Source organism: Exiguobacterium aurantiacum DSM 6208, from assembly GCF_000702585.1.
GTDB lineage: Bacteria > Bacillota > Bacilli > Exiguobacteriales > Exiguobacteriaceae > Exiguobacterium > Exiguobacterium aurantiacum.
Window position 1 is genome coordinate 2,593,476 of the sequence record NZ_JNIQ01000001.1, and the last position, 19,885, is coordinate 2,613,360.

Consider the following 19,885-nt stretch of genomic DNA (forward strand, 5'->3'; position numbering starts at 1 on the left):
GAAACCGGAAGTATGATACCGTCAGAGAAACAGCACATCGAAGAAAAGAGGATGACTTATGTCACGTTATTTAATCGCAGTTGATTTAGACGGTACGTTGTTACGAGACGACAAGACGATCAGCGACCGGAACATCCGCGCGCTACAGGCGGCTCGGGAGGCGGGTCATGAAGTCATGATTGCGACGGGACGTCCCCAACGCCACTCGATCATGTACTACGAACAGCTCGGCTTGACGACGCCTTTGATCAACTTCAACGGAGCGCTCGTCCACCATCCAAAAGACACGTCTTACGCGGTGACTCACCGTCCGATCCCGCTCAAGACGGCACACGATATCATCGAAGAAGTGTCAGAGACGAGAGCACATAACATCGTCGTCGAAGTGACCGACCACGTCTATTTCCATAAAGATCCGCAAGAGTTTTACAGCCCTTACGCCGAACGGGCGCTCAGCGTCACATCAGGCGACTTGCTCAAACATTTACAGGAAGAGCCGACATCGCTTCTCATCCATGCGACGAAAGAGCACGTCGACCACGTCCGTTCGCGCTTGAACAAAGTTCACGCCGAGGCCGTGTTGAACCGTCAATGGCGGATGCCCGAGCACATGATCGAGGTCATGAGCCAAAACACGTCGAAAGCACTCGGCCTTCGTGCAGTGTCGAAACACTTGAACATCAACCGGAAGAACATCATCGCCTTCGGTGACGAGGAGAACGACCTCGAGATGCTCGACTACGTCGGGACCGGTGTCGCGATGGGCAACGCCATCAGCCAGTTGAAAGCTGTCGCGAACGAAGTGACCGCCTCGAACATGGACGACGGGATCGCCATCTACCTCGAAGAAAAACTCGGCATCAAAGCATAATCTCCACACCGACTGTGCATGCAGTCGGTGTTTTTTAGCTTATTGACCACCACAATGTTTCACGCTCTTCCTTCTGGCGCCTCCGCTTTCCTAGGGGCGAGTAGGGAGCCGCATCGCGACGTTGTCGCTGCTGGGTCTCCCCTGGCTCGCTGATCCCTCAGGAGTCTCCGGCGCCGTCGGATGAGCGACGCGATAGCTCGCGCCAAGGGTGTCCTCTCGTCTTTTTCAGTGGCATCAGCGGCCGATAGTTTAAGCCGTCCGACGCTCCAACTTAATGGTAGCCGCATTAAAGATGGAGAAGGTAATCCGTTTGTTGGCCCTGAACAGCCGGATCCATGACATTTATTCAATCTTGTATTGGGTAGTACGCCTCGAAATCACCTTACACAAAAAAGGCGCATCAATTATCTTTTTACGAATTGGCTCGTTAACGGCCCGCAAAATACCGACTGTTATTCATTTCAGTGATTTCCTGTTTATCCTTCACCGTAGTCAAATAAAGCGCCACAAATAGTCGTCAAAAATCTTAGTCATGACTTTCGGAGTGTTCGCGATGTACACCTTGATTTGTTCCGCATTCGAGTCGACTGGATTCGCGTCGCGTTCATCCGTCGGGAAATCTGAGATGCCTTTGATGATGATGCATTCGACGTCATTTATCTTGCAGATATATGCGATGGCCCCTGCTTCCGTATCTGCGATGGTGATGCCGTGTTCCTTCAGTTCCAAATAGTCGTTCCACATCACAACCGCGCGATCGGCCGTCGCGATGGTACCGGTCAAAAAATCGTCTCCGTAATTCGCTATCCCTAGCTCGACGATGAACGATGGCTTGATGAGCGGCTCCACTTCCTTGACCGTGCAATCGTATTGAACGGCGCGATGAGGCACAAAGATATCCAAGTCAGTGTATGTATCGTCGATTCCGGCACACGTCCCAGCCACGATTATCTTTGCTAAATTGAACCGAGACATCATATATTGATTGGCACCGACCCCATTCGCTTTCCGCACACCGGTGCTGTAGAAAATAAGTTCGACGTCATCAAGCGTCCTCTTGAAATACTCGCCATACGGGTAACTGAAACGCTCCTCGTCTTTTACATCATAATAGTCCAATGTCGCGTCATATTCCCACTTCGTCGCAATACTGACTCCGATCATCACGCAACCGCCCCTCTATCATTCTTATTGCTAACTATACAATAACCCCCGCCGAATACTCAGCGGGGGTTCATTTTAACGTCGGAACGCGCCTTCGACATCTTCGGTTGGGACCATGTTGATGAAGACGGTCGGGTCGGCATCCTTACAGATGCGCGTGATTTCACGCACTTCGTGGCGTTGGGCGACCATCATGAGCGTCGCCTTCTCGACTTTCGAGTATGTGCCGATCGCCGGCATGAGCGTGATGCCGCGGAAGACGTGCTGGTGCAATTCTTTCGTCACTTCATCCGGGTGGCTCGTGACGATGAAGAGCGTCTGCCGCTGCGTGTTCGTATAAATCTCATCGATGACTTTCGATGTCACATACAAGAAGACAATCGTGTACAGCGCCGTCTGCCATCCGAATAAAGCACCGGCCCAGAGCGCGATCATCATGTTCATAAGGAACAAGTAGACGCCGACCGAGTTGTTCGTGAACTTCGCCAAGATGAGGGCGACGATATCGAATCCACCCGTCGAGGCACCGAAGCGAATCGTGATCCCCGAACCGATCGCAAGCAAGACCCCGCCGAACACGGCGTTCAAGAGCGGGTCGTCCGAGAGGAGCTGCGATTGTGGAAGCACGCGAATGAACACGGTGACAGCCGCGACGCTGATGAGCGTATGAATCATCATGTTCTTGCCGAGCATGAAGTAACTGACAATCAACAACGGCACGTTTAAGACGAAGAACCAAATCCCTTCCCCAAGCTCAAACGGTGTCCCCGCAAACAGTTGCGTAAAGATTTGGGCGAGCCCTGTAAATCCGGTCGAGTATACCCCCGCCGGGATTAAAAATAATGTCATGGATAATGCAACGAACACTCCCCCAATAATCGAAACGATTCCGATGCGAGCATGTTCTTTAACGGCTTCCGTCAAGTTTTGTCTCCCCTTTCAAAAATAGCTAAGAATCAAGATAACATAGATTCCAGGCGCTGCCTATCATTAAAATAAGCCAATCTGTAGACGGTGCCGAATAAAAAACAAGCCGGCCGAAGCCGACTTGTTGCGAGCACACATTTGATTACGCTTTCACCGTTTCGACAGTCACCGCTTCGTTCGCCGGTACCGTGACGACATTTCCGTAGACGCGGATGTCGACAGCTGTACCGCCGTTCTGCTTGATCGTCACGTGGTCACGTGTCGATGAGATCGTCAAATGATGGCCGCGCCAGAGCATGTTGAACGAGTAGCCGTTCCAATCTTTCGGAATCATCGGGCTGAACGTCAGCTCATTGTCGAGCGCGCGCATCCCGGCGAAGCCGTGGACGATCGACATCCACGAACCGACCATCGACGTGATGTGTAAGCCGTCTTCTGTGTCGTTGTTATAGTTGTCGAGGTCGAGTCGGGCTGAACGTTGGTATAGTTCGACCGCTTTGTCCTCATAACCGACTTCTGCCGCAATGATCGAGTAGACGCAAGGCGATAGGCTCGACTCATGGACCGTACGCGGTTCGTAGAAGTCGAAGTTCGCCTGTTTCTGCTCAAGCGTGAAGCGGTCGCTGAACGTGTAGAGACCTTGGAGCACGTCCGCCTGTTTGATGAAGTTCGAGCGGAGGATGCGGTCCCACGACCAGTTCTGGTTGAGCGGCAAGTGTTTCGGATCGAGGTCTTTCACTAAGATCTGCTCTTTATCCATGAAGCCGTCCTGTTGCATGAACACGTCAGGAACGAGGTCGTCTTTCGGATAGTACATCTTCGTTTGGATGTCGTTCCACTTCGCGATCTCCTCATCCGATAGACCAAGCGTCGCCACGAGTTCGTCAAGACGAGCCGGCTCCGCTTCTTTCAAGTAGTTGTATACTTCTTGCGTGTACTCGAGCGTCCACGCGGCGATCAAGTTCGTGTACCAGTTGTTGTTGACGTTGTTGTCATATTCGTTCGGACCTGTGACGCCTAGGATCATATACACGTCTTTGTGTGGCACAAAGTTGACGCGGCTCGCCCAGTAACGCGAGATCTCGACCAATACTTCAAGTCCGTATTTGCCAAGGTATGACTTGTCGCCCGTGAAGTTCGTATAGTTGAAGATCGCATGGGCGATCGCACCGTTCCGATGAATCTCTTCGTGCGTGATTTCCCACTCGTTGTGGCACTCTTCCCCGTTCATCGTCACCATCGGATAGAGGGCACCTTCCATCCCGACGTTTTTCACCGAGTTCTCTTTCGCTTGCGGCAATTGGTTATGGCGATATTTGAGCAAGTTCCATGACACTTCCGGTTTGGCTGTCGCTAAATAGAAGTGGAGGCAATACGCTTCTGTATCCCAATACGTCGCACCGCCATACTTTTCACCGGTGAACCCTTTCGGTCCGATGTTGAGACGTGAGTCTTCACCCGTGTACGTTTGATACATATTGAAGATGTTGAAGCGGATGCCTTGCTGCGCCTCGGCGTCGCCATCAATGCGAACGTCAGCATCTTCCCAGCGCGCGAGCCAGGCGTCGGTCTGCTCGGCAAGCAGCGTCTCGAATCCTTTTTCAAACGCCGCCTCGACGCGTTGCATCCCTGCCGATTGCAGTCCATCAATCTCGTAGTCACGGTTCGTGACGACCGATACGTATTTGTACGCCGTTGCCGTCTCACCGGCCGGCGCCGTCACCGTGAACTTGTTCGCGACGAACAGGTCGGTCGCTTCGAGCACTTCACAGCGCGCGCCTTCGACGTCTGCAATCATCGAGGCCGTCACGTGCCAATCGAGCTTTTTCGTCTTCGTCGTGACAAAACCGAAACGCTCTTCGACACCGTGTTCGACTGGCAACCAGAACTTCTCATCATAGTTCGAGTCCTCGTTGACGACGTCACCGTCCAAGTATGGCGTAAACTCGATTTTCGCCTCGTAGTTGATCGGCGTGACGTTATAACGAATCGCTAAGATTTCTTTATCGACGATCGAGAAGAAACGGACGACTTTCACTTTCGTCTCTTCCGTCCCGTTCAACAATGTGAACGTCCGCGTGAGGACGCCACGTTGCATATCGAGCTCGCGCTTGAATTCTTTCACGTCCCATTTCGCCAAGTCGACCGCTGTCCCGTTAATGGCAACACGAAGTCCGATGACGTTTGTTGCGTTCAACACTTTTGCGAAGTATTCCGGATAGCCGTTCTTCCACCAACCGACGCGCGTTTTGTCCGGGTAATAGACGCCTGCCACATAAAACCCTTGGTGCGTGTCATTCGAGTAATCTTCCTCGAAGTTCCCGCGCATCCCCATATGCCCGTTACCGAGCGAGGTGATCGATTCGGCGAGACGGTTCTCTTTCGGGTGAAGCCCTTCTTCCGTTACTTTCCATTCATCGACTGCAAACAATCGTTTCATCTGTCTGCCACTCCTTTTTCTCTACAAGGCTACTCCTCGATAGACAAAGGAATCATGCAACCGTTTGTCTATGAAAGCGCTGTATTTCAATCTCACCTCTCATTTTACACGACTTAACGAAGAATGCAATCGTTTGCATAGAACTTTTTCTTTCTTTTTTTCCTCACAGTTTACGGCAGACAAAAACGGCTTCGAGTTCCCCCGAAGCCGTTCCAAATCAAACGTCGCGATCGCGGCCGAACGCCGCATTGCCTTCATGCCCTTCAAACGCCGGGTTGTCCCCGTCGTTGAAGCCGGTATCCGGTTCATCGAGAATGAGCGCATAACCACCGCTCATGATGTCTCCGTACGCCTTGTTCACGTCATCGTCCGCGAGTCCGAGGTCGAGGAGCGCTCGTTTCACTTCTTGCTCGCCTTCAGCGACGCCGGCAAACTTTTGCAGCCATGAAGCTGAAGCCTCTTCCACTTTCGCATCGGTGTTTCGTTTGACGAGCGATACGTTATCCTCGTCTCGCACGACGACGAACAAGTCCTTCTCGTCATAGCCATCATGGTTCAACTGATCAATCTTCGAGACGAGGGCCGCCTCGTCTTGGTACGTGTCAACAAATCGTCTTCTGCTCATTATGTCTCATCCTTTCGCTCTGTAAGTGATGAATCGATGTCGATGCGGGCATCGCCTTCCTCCCGGACCTCGATCTCTTCTTTGCGCAACGTCTCCGTGACCGTTTCGACGTCTTCTCGCACGTGCTTATGCACGATGATCTCCTCGACGACGACAGGTCGCTTGACGATGAACGCTCGCTCTTCGATGACTTGAATCCGAAGGTGATCGCCTTCGTCGATCGTCCGGATGCCCGGTCGGTCGAAATCATAGTCTTCAATCTCTTCTAGCGAGCCGTCTTTGCGCTCTACGTGTAACTGTTCCCTCCGAATCGGGATTTCAATCTCTTGATCGGTCTCGGTGACACGTTTGTTCACGACGAGCTCACCGGTTTGGACCGCTCGCTTCTTCACGTCGAGCCGTTCCTCATGCAGGGCGAGCGTTTGTTCTTCGGTGTCTGTCGCTTGTTTTCGACGGGTCGCTGTCTCTGCTTCGAGCCGTTCGCCTTGTTCCGCGTCGACGTAGAGGAACAACTTTCCTTGCTCGATCGCCTGGGCGAACGTCTCCTGTCTTTCAGGCGTCAAGCGCATACTGCCGAGCCATCGCTCGACCGGACGCTCGCTCGATGTGACGAGCGAAGCGATCGCCTGCGGGTCGTCGGCGACGAGAACGTATAGATTCGATTGACGTTTCACGGCCTCTCCCGTCTCTTTACGTTTGACGAGCACGAACATGTCTCCTTCGTCGTAACCTTCTCGTTTCAAGTCGACCGTCCGCGCGAGCAACGCCGTGGCATCGTCGAACAGTTCAGAAATGATGGCTTGTCTCATGTCTCATTCCTCCTAAACTATGTCGTAAAAAAAGGATGGTCCCTTTAGAGAGAACCATCCTTCTTCAGGTACTTGGTCAAATTAGAGGCGGTCGCGGTCGTCACGGCGTGTGTGGTCACCGTCACGCTTGCGGAGGTCATCTTCACCCTCGATATGGGCTTCTTCCTTCCGGACTGTCTCCCGTACTGTTTCAGTATCCTTCACTTTTTCTTTGCCGACGACAATCTCTTCCGCGACGACATCTTTCTTCGTCACATCGACACGTTCTTCCGTCACAGGGACACGAATCTCGTCACGTTCGTTCTTCGCATCGAACGAGTGGTCTGTCGCGGCGCGGTCACCGTCGACTGGACGTCGCTCGACATACACTTCGTCACGCTCGACTTCGACATCGATGCGTTCCTCATGCTCGACGACGTCTTTCTCGACGCGAACCTCGCCCGTTTGGACGCGCTCTTTGTTCACTTGTAGACGTTCTTCATGCAACTGCAACTTCTGCTCGTCCGTCAAGTCGGTGCGGTTGCGGATGTCCTCATCCATATCGTGGTGACGCGTCGAGTCATGATGCGATCCCGTCGCGTCAAGACCTGTTCCGGCTGCTCCGACACCTGTACCAATCGGGTCACGAGCCGTCATGTTGCCAGCCTCGTTCCCTTCTGAACCGTAGCCTGCTGACGTACGTCCTTCGAACGTATCGTTCCGTCCGTTATCGAGGACACCATCGTCCGTATCAAGCAAGAGGACGAAGCCGCCGTTCTCGATATCTGAATGGTGGCGTGCCGTCTCTTCTTCTGAGAAGCCGAGTTTGTCGAACGTGTGACGAACTTCGTCTGCACCGTCCGCGACTCCGAAGAAGCGATCAAGCCATGATGCTTTTGTTTCTTTTACTTCTGCGCCCGTTTCGCCGCGAACCATTGAAAGGTTCGATTTATCCTTCACAACGACGTACAAGTCTTCTTCACGATGACCTTGAGCACGGAGCTCATCAATTTTTGACACGAGTTCTGACTCCTGATAGTAAGTTCCTACGTAACGTTTGTTATCCATGATTGTATCTCCCTTTCAAATTCTTTATTTTTTTGGTTATTGGCTGGGCTGATTCGTTATGTTCTACCATCCTGCCGGTAATGTATGTGTTCCCTTGCAACACCGTTTCATGCATTTCTTTCATGATTGTAATCTGTTTGTAACGTTGTGACTTTTGTCTGATTGTAACGCCTTCTATAATATGCATGAAAAAAAACCTCTCATCCGAAGACGAGGGCACTGAAAAACTTCAAATGTTTTTGAACAGAGGAGCGTCGTCCCGGAAGGGATGGCGCTCCTCTGTTTTCATTGCCCTTCAGCCGCCCTGTCCGGCACGCCGCTTTCCTGGGGGCGGGCGCCGAGCCGCATCGCGACGTCGTCGCTGCTGGGTCTCGCCTTGCCCGCTGATTCCCCGGGAGTCGGCGTGCCCTCGGGCGGCGCTGTACGCGCCTGACATTCCGGACTATACTGGCTGTAACCAACCAATCTGGAGGCGATCCCGATGATGCCTGACCTGCCCAACATGCCGCCGAGCCCGTATGCGGCCCTCTATGACCTGTTGATCCCGGCCGATGACGAACTGCGGCTCATCCATGACCTCGTCTCGTTCGATTTTATCACGGACCTACTCGAGGATACGTATTGCCACGACAACGGTCGGATGGCCGTCCATCCTGTCCGGATGTTCAAATATCTGTTCCTGAAGGCGCATTCGAACCTGTCCGACGTCGACCTCGTCAGACGGGCGAAGACCGACCTCACCTACAAATATTTTCTGGACCTGGCACCGGAAGATGACGTCATCAACCCCTCCTCGCTCACGAAGTTCCGTCGTCAGCGCATGGACGACGACGAGCTGCTCGAGAAGTTGATCGGGCACACGGTCGAGGTCGCGAAAGGGATGGGGCTGCTCAAGGGACGGACATTGATCGTCGACGCGACCCATTCACGGGCCCGGTACGGGCAGAAACCGATCAGACAGGCAATCATCGACGAGACGAAACGCCTGAGACAAGCGTGCTACCAATCATCGGTCGATGCGAAAGGTCGTTTCCCGGAAAAGGTCGACGAGGAGGATATCGACCAACTCCTCGCCTATGCGCTTGCCGTCGCAGAGACCGTCGAGACCGGGATGCCCGAGCTGATGTTTCGCGAGCACATCCGAGACCAGGTGAACCGGGTGCGTGAGCTAGCGGAGGATGCGCATGTCGAGCTGCAGGTGTCCAAAGACAGCGATGCCCGGACAGGGCACAAGAGTGCCGACTCGTCGTTCTTCGGCTACAAGCACCATCTCGCGATGACGGAGGAGGGCATCATCACGGCTGTCGTCGTCACATCTGGCGAGGTGGCAGACGGGCCACAATTGGCGAGTCTTGTTGAGAAGAGCCATCTAGCCGGTGCCGAGTTCGACCACATCGTGGGTGACGCCGCCTATTCTGGCCGTGACAACCTGATTTACGCTGCCTCACAAGGATGTAAGCTTGTCGCCCCGTTGAATCCGCGTGTCTATTCGCCGGCTGATAACCGCGGTGAGGGGTTCACCTACAACAAGGATGCCGAACGCTACGTCTGCCCCGCCGGGCACATGGCCATCCGGAAGGCCCGGACAGGGACAAAGGACATCGGTAAAAACCAGAAAGAAACGCATTATTTCGATATCGAGCTCTGTAAGCAATGCCCGTTGCGCAATGGCTGTTACAAGAATGGTGCAAAATCGAAAACGTACAGCGTGTCCTTGAAATCGAGGGAGCATAGCGAACAGTACGAGTACGAGCAGACGGATGAGTTCAAGGACTATCGCCGCAAGCGCTTCGCCATCGAGGCGAAAAATAGTCAATTGAAGAACCCGCAAGGTCTGGCGCGCAACAAGACGTCAGACCTGAAAGGCATGACGTTACAGGGCGTGATGGCAATCATTGCGGTCAACCTGAAGCGAATCATCGCCCTTCGAAAAGAAAATACAGGATGAGGGCAAGGAAAAAAGAGGGATTGTCCCGACGTGAGTCGGTTCAATCCCCCTTTTTTCTTTTCACGCTCGGATAGAGCGGAGGTTTTTCAGTGCCCTCTCCGAAGACGAGAGGGTTACAAATTATTCAGTCGGTTGTCCGGCCTTTTTTTGTCCGCACGACTGTCTGACGACGAGATAGTGCGGCACGATGACGCGTTTTCCGTATGGCGGCGCACTGTCCCCGATCTGTTCGATCAAGCAGTTCGTCGCCTCAAACCCGAGGCCGAAGATGTTGATTTCGACCGATGTGAGCGGTGGATTCGAATGTTCGGCGATGTAGACGTTATTGAAGCTGACGACGGCGACGTCCTCAGGAATCTTTAACCCCATCTCGCTGAGCGTGCTGATGACGCCGAGCGCCATCATGTCATCGCTGACGACGACGGCTGTCGGCGGTTCTTCGATGTGCAGCAACTCGCGAACGGCCTTCGCGCCGCCTTTCGTCATGAACTCGGCGCGGGCGATATAATCTTCACGCACCGGGATACCGGCTTCCATGAGCGCCGTCGCATAGCCGTTGCGGCGGTCTTGCGTGACGGCGAGTTTATCCGAGCCGCCGATGAAGGCGATGCGACGATGACCGAGATTGTACAAATGTTTCGTCACTTCCCGGCCGGCCAAGTAATTGTCCGTATCGACGTAGGTGATCGACGAAGCGTCCCCGAACGGCTTCCCGACCACGACGAACGGGAATTTCGTTTGACGTAAATACTGAACGACTTTGTCGTCTTCGCGCGAATAGAGGACGATGACGCCGTCGACCCGACGCCCTTGTACCATCTCGATGACACCCGACAACACCTCTTCTTCTGTGACCCCTGTCGTCATGTAGAGCGAGTACCCGTTCTGATGCGCTTTCGTGCTGATTCCGCGGAGCACTTCCGGGAAAAACGGGTTTTGCAGCGTTTTCGTCGCCGCGCTCGGCATGACGAGACCAATCGACTGCGTCGAGCGGTTGGCAAGACTTCTCGCGTGGATGTTCGGATGGTACCCGAGTTCCTCCATCGAACTGCGCACGCGTTCTTTCGTTTTTTGACTGATCCGTGGACTGTTCGCGATGACGCGAGACACCGTCGACGGTGCGACGTTGGCGTGTTTCGCGACATCTTTAATCGTGACTTGCATGGTGCTCCCCCTTGCTTCCGTTAGTTCTAAGTTCCCTGACATCGATCAATTCGCGCTGCAGCGCCGCTTCCACATCACAAGTCCCGTCAAAAAGATTGGAATAGCGATGACGAGCAGGCCAATCGTCCACATGTTCACTTCCGATTCCTCGACGATGTAGGCGTTCGCGCTCTCACCGGCAAGTTTGATCGTGAACGTGCCACGTTTTTCAGTGACGAGTTGTGAGAACAGGAGACCGCGAAGGCGTGTGTCTTCACCGACTTCGCTTACCTCGAATTGAATCTCTCTGTCTTCTCCGTTCATATTGATGGCATATAAGGCGACATCATCGCCATTCCGGCGCTCGAACACGGCCATCCCGTCTTCGGACGCGAGCATTCGCTGTTCACCGGTTGCGAACACCGGATATTCGGCGCGCATCCGGTTCATCGTCGCGACGTATGCTTGCAAGTCCTCATTTCCAGGGAAATCGGTCATGTCGCGGTTCGCCGGATCGGCGCCACCTGTTTGGGCATTCTCCGTCCCTTGAAAGACGATCGGCATGCCTGGTGACGCATACAGGGCGAACAACCCGAGTCGTAAACGGCGTTCAGCCGACTCGGCGCCGCCACGTTCAGCGACGTGCATGAATCGTTCCACGTCATGGTTGTCGAGGAACGTCGCCATTTGGTTCGGGTCGTTGAAGAACGTCTGGGCGTAGCTTGCGGCGACATCGATCTCGTCGACGTTCGCCTGCTTTTGCGCCATCGTCTTGGCGACGCGGTCATAAAACGTAAAGTTCGTGATGCTGTTGAAGCCTAGGTCATCATATTCGGCGACATACTGCGGATTCGGGTCGAACACCTCGGCTAACAGATAAAAGTCTGGGTCGACCGCACGCACCGCTTCGACGAAATCTTCCCAAAACGGCTTGTCGACGTGACGGACCGTATCAAGGCGATAGCCGTCGATGCCGGTCTCTTCAATCCAGTACGTCGCTGCCTCGATCAAGTAGTCTTTCACTTCCGGGTCTTCGGTTTTAAAGTCTGGCAAGTCAAAGAGCCAATGTGTCTCGACTTGTTCTTGATCGTTCCATAAAACGATCGGTAACTCGTCATGGAACCAGTCTGGCTTCTCTTCGACCCAAGGATGACCCGGGCCGACGTGGTTGACGACGAAATCGAGGATGACTTTCATGTCTCGCTTATGCGCCTCGTCGACGAGTTCCTGTAAATCTTCTTTCGTCCCGAACTGCGGGTCGATCTCATAAAAATCTTTAATCCAATAGCCGTGGTAGCCGTCCGGCATATTCTCAAACACCGGCGTCAACCAGATGGACGTGAAACCGAGCGACTCGATGTAATCGAGCTTTTCAATGACGCCTCGAATATCTCCGCCATGGAAGGCTTTCGGGTCATCTTTGTCGACTTGGTCGTTGTTATCGGGATTTCCGTCAACGAACCGGTCGACCATAATAAAGTACATGCGTTCTTGTTCCCATGTTGCTGCTTCTTTCGCTCCGACAATTGTAGGAAACAAAAGAAGCGACAGGAGAACGAGCACGACGCCTCGCCTCATATCGCTTCCCCCTTAAGTGAGTATTATCCTTTCGTACCACCCGCAGTGAGACCCGAGACGAAGTAGCGTTGGAACATGAAGAACAAGAGCACGATTGGGAGGGCCGAAAGGACGGCGCCTGCCGCGAACAACGTGAAGTTGTTGTCGAACTCTCGAGAAATCATGTTAAAGAGACCAACCGCAAGTGTCTGTTTCTCCGGTGAACGAAGGACGAGCGATGCCAAGATAAAGTCGTTGAACGGGCCCATGAAGTTGAACAGGGCAATCGTTGCGACAATCGGCTTCGCGAGCGGCAAAATAATTTGCCAGAAGATACGAAGGTGACCGGCACCATCCATCCGAGCGGCTTCATCGAGCTCTTTCGGAATCGTATCGAAGTAACCTTTGGCGAGATACGTGTTCATCGGAATCGCCCCGCCGGCGTACAGCAGGATGAGCGCCGTATGCGTGTCAAGAAGACCGAGCATGTTCAGGAGCACGTAAATCGCGATGATGGCAACGAATTGCGGCACCATTTGCAAGACGAGGAACAAGATGAGCGAGTTCTTCCGTCCGACGAAACGATAACGCGAGAATACATAACCGGTGATCGTAACGAGAATGACCGCGAGTGCCATCGTGATGAAGGCAATCTTCAATGTATTCACATACCATAAACTATAATCTGAAATCGTTAGATCAAACAAGTTTTTATAGTGAATGAGCGTCGGATTGTCCGGAATGATTTTCGACGTGATCGTACGTCCCGGGTTGAACGACGTCCCCACTACCCAAAGCATCGGATAAAGGATGATGATCGACGCCAACGTCAAGATGACATAAGAGAGCGCCAGATTGATTCGTTTTTGTTTTTTCATATCAAATCATATCCTCGTCTTTGAAAGATTTTGTCCGACGGAACTGGATGACGGCAAGTGTCATGATGAAGAATGACAAGATGAGCGTGATCGCAGCCGCAAGTCCGTATTGCGGGTTGGCACCGAGAGACAATTTGTAAATCCATGAGATCAAGATGTCGGTACCGCCGGCCGTCTGTCCTGGCACAGCTGGTCCCCCACCGTTGAAGAGATAAATCAAGTTGAAGTTGTTGAAGTTGAACGTGAACTGCGTGATCAAGATCGGTGCTGTTGCGAACAAGAGCATCGGCAACGTGATCAAGCGGAACTTATCAAAGATTGTTGCGCCGTCAATCGTCGCGGCTTCATACAAGTCACCCGGGATCGACTGCAACACACCCGTCATGAGCGTCATGATGAACGGGAAGCCTAGCCACCACTGAATCAAGATGAGCGCGCTTCGCGTCGCCGTCGGGTCCGTCATCCAACTGATCGGGTCAAGCCCGAACGCCGGGAGGATCGTCGTGTTGAACACACCGAACGATTCGTTGAACATCGAACGGAAAATCAAGATCGTGATGAACGCCGGTACGGCCCATGACAAGATCAAAATCGAACGGAACAAGCGACGGAAACGGAGTCCTTCTTGGTTCAACAGAACCGCAAGGAAGATCCCGATCGCGATGACACCGACCGTTGAAGCGACCGTCCAGACGAGCGTCCAACCGAGGACGCTGACGAACGTATCACGCCAGATGTCGATTTGGAAGATGCTCGTGAAGTTGCTGAATCCGATCCACTCGACGAGTTTCGCCGGTGGTGCGTTATTGTAGCGGTAGTTCGTGAAAGCGATCAAGAACGTGAAGATGAGCGGTAAAACGACAGTGAAGACGAGCAAGATGAGTGACGGGATCAACATCAAGTATGGGAATCCGTGGTCACGCAAGTTGCGAAGCTGCACTTGGAACGTTGGCACGTTTAGGTGCTGATCACGAATGCGACCGACTCGGTATGCGTCACGAATGTTCCAGATGTAAAACGCAATCCCGAAGAACAGTAAGATTAATGCGACAATACCTTCTACCATCAAGAAGATGGAGTGGTCGTTACGAGGTCCTGCTACTTCGCCAAGCGTGATCAATCCCCAAAGGCCACCACGGTCGCCAGGTCCTGCGCCCGCGCCTTTGAAAAAGAGATCGTAGTTTACTGCGAAATAAGACATAATGACGATAAAGAAAGCGATCGCTTTCGCACGTTGATTGTTATAAAACTGTCCGGCTCCCGGAATGATCGAGAGTAATGCGGCGTTCCGGGCATGGTTGGTCGGTTTGTCCGGACGTTGATCCGGCGTGTTCGGTTTCGGAATTGAAGCCATCCTCAATTTCTCCTTTCAATTTGAGCAAATCAATCGAGCAAGCGTTTGCTCAATTCTAGAAAATGAGGGGGAACGCCAGTTGGCGTACCCCGTCATTTCAGTTCCTTATTGGTTGTTCGCTTGGATTTGTTGCTCGATGACTTTCACAGCATCGTCAGCTGATTTTTGTGCATCTTGCTTGCCAGTTGCAACGAGCTGAAGTGCTTGTGCCATTGGCTCCCAAACTTGTCCCATTTCAGGAATGTTAGGCATTGGGATCGCGTTTGTCGCTTGATCGAATACCGCTTTCGCTACTTCGTTCGACGTGATTGTCTCGTTCGACTCGAGTGCTGCTACTGGTGGGATTTCGTTGTATGTTTCAAACATTGCCAATGCGTTTTCTTCATTCGTCAACTCTTGAAGGAACTTTTCAGCCCACTCTTGGTTTTCTGTGTAAGCTGAAAGGGCATATGTTTTCACACCCATGAACGTCTTGATTGGCTCACCGTTCGGAAGTGTTGGCATTGGAGCCGCTCCGAGATTCACGCCTGCTTCTGTGTAACTAGCTACAGCCCATGGTCCGTTCATGACTGAATGAGCTTTCTTCTCAGTGAAGAGTTGGTCCATCGCTTGACCACCAGACTCTCCGATCAATCCTTTAGGGAAGAGACCTTCTTCGTACCATTTACCGATGTATTCGAATCCTTCAACCGCGCCTTCGTTGTTCAAACCGATATCCGTTGGGTCGAGTGCGCCACCGTCCTCTTTGAACACGTATCCGCCGAATCCAGCGACAACACCATGTGCGAAGTAGAAGTTATCCCAAAGTGCGAGGAATCCGTACTGTCCGTCAGCTTTCACATCGTTTGATAACTTGTAAAGGTCGTCCATAGATGCTGGAGCTTCAGCCAGCAAGTCTTTGTTGTACATGAGAACTGGTGTCTCAACTGATTTTGGATATCCGTAAGCTTGACCATCGAACATGACAGCTGATTTCGCAGAGTCTGTGAACGCGTCAAGTGATCCTTCGTCAGCGATTGGAGCCAAGTGACCTTGGTCTACGATTGTACCGATCTGGTCGTGTGGTATGAGCACGATGTCTGGACCTTTTCCAGCCGGACCGTCAAGCGCAAGCTTGTCTTTTTGGTCTGTCATCTGTACTTCGACAACTTCAACTTTTACGCCATGCTCTTCTTCGAACGCCTTCGCAACTTCTTTCGTTGTTTCAGACTTGTCGTTGTCTTCCCAGATGACGATCTTTTCAGGTTTGTTCTCGCTTGAAGAACCACCTTCATTCGTCGAACCGTTGTCCGTACCGCCACCACATGCAGCAAGTGCACCAAATGCGAATACTGCTGTTGAAAGTCCTGCTACCATCTTTTTCATCTTCATGATGAAAAACCTCCCCAAGGAAATTAGTATGGTCAGATTTGCGCAACCGCGCTGAACGACTGATTTTATTCAAATCCGCTACGAAATCAGTCGCTCAGTGAAAACGTTTGCATCCTCACCTCAATTTTTATTATACAGTTGTGTAAGCGTTTTACAAGTCTTTTTTTTAGGATTTTTTCTTGCCGTTAACCCATTTATCTCTTTTTTAATTTTTTGTCGTCGTTTCTTCAATAATTATCGTGATGTACGATTGACAAAATGTAAACGCTTTATTAACCTTTGCTTGAGCAAACGTTTTCGCAACTGTTGTTTCATTTCAGAATCGACAGTGTAAAATGGTTATATCCCCAATAGAGAAAGGAACGATTTCACTTGATCAAAGAAGCTATTTACCATCGCGCCATGTCCCCTTTCGTTTACAAGTATGACCGGGAGACGATTCACATTCGTTTTCATACAAAAAGAAATGATATCCAATCGGTTGACTTAATTTGGAACGATCCTTACGACTGGCACTCGGAAGATCCGGCCATGTGGAACTTCGACCCGGACAAGCCGAGCTTCTGGCGGACGTTCGAGACACCGATGGAAAAAATCGGCCACGATGACCAATACGACTATTGGTTCATCGCCGTCAAACCTCCTTTCCGTCGTCTCCGCTACGGTTTCCGTCTTCATGACGGTAATGAGACGGCCGTATTCACAGAGAAAGGCTGGTTCGAAGACAAACCGCTCGACGATACCGGTTACTACTTCTGTGTCCCGTTCATCAATCCGATCGACATCTTCCACGCCCCGTCTTGGGTGAAAGACACGGTATGGTATCAAATCTTCCCGGACCGCTTCGGAAATGGTGACCCGTCGCTCAATCCAGAAGAGACGCTTCCATGGAACAGCACCGAGCCGACAATCACAAACTTCTTCGGTGGGGATTTCCAAGGGGTCATCGACCATATCGACCATCTCGTCGACCTTGGCATTACCGGTATTTATTTCTGCCCGATCTTTAAAGCGACGACGAACCATAAGTACGATACGCTCGATTATATGGAAATCGATCCTCAGTTCGGGACGAAAGAGAAATTTAAAGAACTCGTCGATTTGCTTCATGCGAATGGCATCAAAGTCATGCTTGACGCTGTGTTCAACCATGTCGGTTACCATCATCCGTGGTTCCAAGACGTCGTCGAGAACGGTTCCCACTCGGAGTATCGGGATTGGTTCTACTTGCGCGACTTCCCGATCGAGACGACGCCGAAGCCGAACTACGACACGTTCGCGTTCGAGAAGAATATGCCAAAAATCAACACCGAGCATCCTGCGCTCAAAGCTTACTTATTAGAAGTCGCCCGTTATTGGGTCGAGGAGTTCGGCATTGACGGCTGGCGTCTAGACGTCGCCAACGAAGTCGACCACGCGTTCTGGCGAGACTTCCGTCGCACCGTGAAACAAGCGAACCCGGACGCCTACATCCTCGGTGAGATTTGGCATGACGCCCAACCGTGGCTTCAAGGCGATCAGTTCGATGCGGTCATGAACTACCCGTTCACGAACGCGAGCTTGAACTATTTCGCGCTCGACCGGACGACGGCATCACAGTTCCGCGACGAGTTGACGCGCGTCGAGATGATGAACACGATGAACGTGAACGAAGTGACGTTCAACTTGATCGACTCTCACGACACGCCGCGTGCCCTCACCCGGGCGAAAGGCCATAAAGGCAAGTTCAAACTCCTCATGACATCGATGCTCACGTATACGGGCAGTCCATGTATTTACTATGGAGATGAGATCGGACTTGAAGGTGAACAAGACCCGGGCTGCCGCCGCTGCATGCCATGGGACGAAGAACAAGAAGACCGTGAGTTGTTCCGTTTCACGAAGAAATTGATTCAACTGCGTAAAGATCACCCGGTACTTGCCAATTCAGGCACGTATCGCTTCAACCTTGTCGATGACGAAGACAACGCCCTCATCATCGAGCGTTGCACGAAAGACGAGACGTATTTGATATACTTCAATAACTCAGACACGACGTCGGTACTCAACCCGCTCGGCCATACAGGAAGCGCTTACGACTTGCTCAACGACCGCGATTTGGACTCGCTCGAAGTCGAACTTGCCCCGTACGGAACAGCGATTTTGAAGATGAAATGATATTCCTCAAACACCTGCTTCGGCGGGTGTTTTTTTGTTGAAAATAATTTACCAAATCCCTTTCTTTTTCATTTCAAAAGGAGTAACATGACATTTGTGAATTTTAAATCGTAAATATTTCATAGAGAGAATTGTAGAAACAAGGGAGAATACACATGCCGAACAAAGACACCGAACAGCTCAGTTTATTTAAAATATCGTGGCCGATTTTCATCGAGCTCGCGCTCCATATGGGGACCGGGATCATCGCCACGCTCATGCTCGCCCATTATTCCGATGCCGCCGCCTCCGCGGTCGGGGTCGCCAACCAACTGTTGAACGTCTTCTTGATCGTCTTCAGCGTCACCTCGGTCGGAGCGACCATTTTGATCGGTCAAGCGATCGGTGCCGGCCGGATGAAGAAGAGCCGGGACTTCGCTCGTTCCGCCGTCAGCCTGAACATGTGGCTCGGCGTCGTCATGGTGACGGTCGTCTTCTTGTTCGGTGAGACATTCCTTCGTCTCTTCGGTTTGTCCGACGAGCTGTTCGCTCACGGTCTGTTGTTCTTACAGATCGTCGGTCTGTCCCTTTTCACCGAAGCGCTCATCATGGCATTGAGTGCCGTGTTGCGTAGCCACGGTATGACGAAACATGCCATGCTCGCGACGCTCCTCATCGACGTCATCACGGCGATCGGGGCGATGCTTGCCGTCACGGGCTGGTTCGGCCTGCCGGTGACCGGCGTCGCTGGTGTCGCTTGGGCCATCGTCATCGCCCGCTTCGCGGCGATGGTGCTCTTGTTCTGGATCGTCAAACGGCGTCTCATGCTCCGTTTCCCGATCAAAGAATTGATTCGTCCGCAAGGTGACGACATCAAGGCGCTCCTCCAAATCGGAGTGCCGTCCGCCGGTGAGAACTTGTCATATCAGTTCTCCCAAATCATCATCACCGGGTTCATCGCCACGATGGGAGAAGCGTCCCTGGCCGCCCGTGTGTACGTCATGAACTTGTCGATGCTCGCTTTCCTCTTCACTGTCGCCATCGCACAAGGGACACAGTTGCTCATCGCCCGGGACATCGGCGGGAAACGGTTCAAGGAAGCCTACACTCGTGCTGTCCGGACGCTGAAGATCGCCATGTTCTCTTCACTCGTCGCGTCGCTCGGCCTCGCCGTCTTCGGGAAGTCGTTGCTCGGCTTGTTCACCTCGAACCCGGATATTATCGCAGTCGGCATTCCGATTTTATGGGCGACGCTCATCCTCGAGCCTGGCCGTGCCATGAACATCGTCCTGATGGGCTCGCTCAAATCGGTCGGCGACGTCCGGTTCCCCGTCATGATCGGGATCGCCTCGATGTGGGGCGTGGCCGTCGTCTTCAGCTACGTGTTCGGCCTCCAAATGGGGCTCGGCATTCTCGGCATTTGGCTCGCCTTCTCACTCGACGAGTGGTTCCGCGGCTTCTTCGCCTTCCGTCGCTGGAAGTACGGGACGTGGCAACAGAAAGGGTTCCAGTTCGAAGCGAAACCAACTTCATAAAAAAAGAGAGCGGCTATCCGCTCTCTCAGATTGTAGACAAAGTCACGTTTCAGGCGAACTGAAACGTGACTTTGTCGTTT

At 52.5% G+C, this 19,885-nt stretch carries 15 protein-coding genes; 4 read left to right on the top strand and 11 right to left on the bottom strand.

The annotated features are described in order from the left end of the window. Nucleotides 1-58: 58 nt before the first annotated feature. Nucleotides 59-871, top strand: a complete 813-nt coding sequence (locus tag P398_RS0113675) for a Cof-type HAD-IIB family hydrolase (protein ID WP_029335757.1) — start codon at nucleotides 59-61, stop codon at nucleotides 869-871. Nucleotides 872-1,363: 492 nt separating this feature from the next. On the opposite strand, the gene P398_RS0113680 is transcribed toward P398_RS0113675, so the two are convergent. The 6 genes from P398_RS0113680 to P398_RS0113705 all read right to left on the bottom strand — a co-directional run bounded on the left by P398_RS0113680 (nucleotide 1,364) and on the right by P398_RS0113705 (nucleotide 7,883). Continuing rightward, on the bottom strand, nucleotides 1,364-2,035 hold the full coding sequence (locus P398_RS0113680) for a 5'-methylthioadenosine/S-adenosylhomocysteine nucleosidase family protein (RefSeq protein WP_029335759.1): 672 nt from the start codon (nucleotides 2,033-2,035) through the stop codon (nucleotides 1,364-1,366). Between the two features lie 75 nt (nucleotides 2,036-2,110). Then, nucleotides 2,111-2,959, bottom strand: coding sequence for a YitT family protein (locus P398_RS0113685; RefSeq protein WP_024371844.1), 849 nt, complete (start codon nucleotides 2,957-2,959; stop codon nucleotides 2,111-2,113). A 145-nt stretch (nucleotides 2,960-3,104) separates the two neighbouring features. Beyond that, complete coding sequence (locus P398_RS0113690) at nucleotides 3,105-5,402, bottom strand: glycoside hydrolase family 65 protein (RefSeq protein WP_029335760.1); 2,298 nt, start codon at nucleotides 5,400-5,402, stop codon at nucleotides 3,105-3,107. Between the two features lie 217 nt (nucleotides 5,403-5,619). Then, nucleotides 5,620-6,027, bottom strand: a complete 408-nt coding sequence (locus tag P398_RS0113695) for a general stress protein (RefSeq protein WP_024371842.1) — start codon at nucleotides 6,025-6,027, stop codon at nucleotides 5,620-5,622. Continuing rightward, entirely contained in the window at nucleotides 6,027-6,836 is an 810-nt protein-coding gene (locus P398_RS16420) for a YsnF/AvaK domain-containing protein (RefSeq protein ID WP_024371841.1), read from the bottom strand. The genes P398_RS0113695 and P398_RS16420 overlap by 1 nt, the downstream gene beginning before the upstream one ends. 81 nt (nucleotides 6,837-6,917) lie before the next feature. Next, nucleotides 6,918-7,883 carry a DUF2382 domain-containing protein gene (locus P398_RS0113705; RefSeq protein ID WP_024371840.1) on the bottom strand — a complete coding sequence of 322 codons (966 nt, stop codon included), beginning with the start codon at nucleotides 7,881-7,883 and terminating at the stop codon, nucleotides 6,918-6,920. A gap of 481 nt (nucleotides 7,884-8,364) precedes the next feature. On the opposite strand from P398_RS0113705, the gene P398_RS0113715 reads away from it, so the two are divergent. After that, nucleotides 8,365-9,831, top strand: coding sequence for an IS1182 family transposase (locus P398_RS0113715; protein WP_029335764.1), 1,467 nt, complete (start codon nucleotides 8,365-8,367; stop codon nucleotides 9,829-9,831). A 120-nt stretch (nucleotides 9,832-9,951) separates the two neighbouring features. Here P398_RS0113715 and P398_RS0113720 read toward each other — a convergent pair whose 3' ends face one another. The 5 genes from P398_RS0113720 to P398_RS0113740 all read right to left on the bottom strand — a co-directional run bounded on the left by P398_RS0113720 (nucleotide 9,952) and on the right by P398_RS0113740 (nucleotide 16,134). After that, nucleotides 9,952-10,995 (bottom strand): LacI family DNA-binding transcriptional regulator, encoded by a 1,044-nt coding sequence (locus P398_RS0113720; protein WP_029335765.1) that lies wholly within the window; start codon nucleotides 10,993-10,995, stop codon nucleotides 9,952-9,954. A gap of 45 nt (nucleotides 10,996-11,040) precedes the next feature. Then, nucleotides 11,041-12,552 (bottom strand): alpha-amylase family glycosyl hydrolase, encoded by a 1,512-nt coding sequence (locus P398_RS0113725; protein ID WP_029335766.1) that lies wholly within the window; start codon nucleotides 12,550-12,552, stop codon nucleotides 11,041-11,043. A gap of 23 nt (nucleotides 12,553-12,575) precedes the next feature. Beyond that, a complete protein-coding gene (locus P398_RS0113730) occupies nucleotides 12,576-13,409 on the bottom strand; it encodes a sugar ABC transporter permease (RefSeq protein ID WP_029335767.1) in 834 nt (277 codons plus the stop codon). A gap of 1 nt (nucleotide 13,410) precedes the next feature. Continuing rightward, nucleotides 13,411-14,763 (bottom strand): carbohydrate ABC transporter permease, encoded by a 1,353-nt coding sequence (locus P398_RS0113735; RefSeq protein WP_029335768.1) that lies wholly within the window; start codon nucleotides 14,761-14,763, stop codon nucleotides 13,411-13,413. A 105-nt stretch (nucleotides 14,764-14,868) separates the two neighbouring features. Continuing rightward, on the bottom strand, nucleotides 14,869-16,134 hold the full coding sequence (locus P398_RS0113740; RefSeq protein WP_029335770.1) for an extracellular solute-binding protein: 1,266 nt from the start codon (nucleotides 16,132-16,134) through the stop codon (nucleotides 14,869-14,871). A 372-nt stretch (nucleotides 16,135-16,506) separates the two neighbouring features. Between P398_RS0113740 and P398_RS0113745 the strand changes: the two genes are divergently transcribed. Both P398_RS0113745 and P398_RS0113750 read left to right on the top strand, forming a co-directional pair. Further along, nucleotides 16,507-18,291 carry a glycoside hydrolase family 13 protein gene (locus P398_RS0113745; protein ID WP_029335771.1) on the top strand — a complete coding sequence of 595 codons (1,785 nt, stop codon included), beginning with the start codon at nucleotides 16,507-16,509 and terminating at the stop codon, nucleotides 18,289-18,291. 155 nt (nucleotides 18,292-18,446) lie between these two features. Beyond that, nucleotides 18,447-19,805 carry an MATE family efflux transporter gene (locus P398_RS0113750; RefSeq protein ID WP_024371833.1) on the top strand — a complete coding sequence of 453 codons (1,359 nt, stop codon included), beginning with the start codon at nucleotides 18,447-18,449 and terminating at the stop codon, nucleotides 19,803-19,805. Nucleotides 19,806-19,885: the final 80 nt, after the last annotated feature.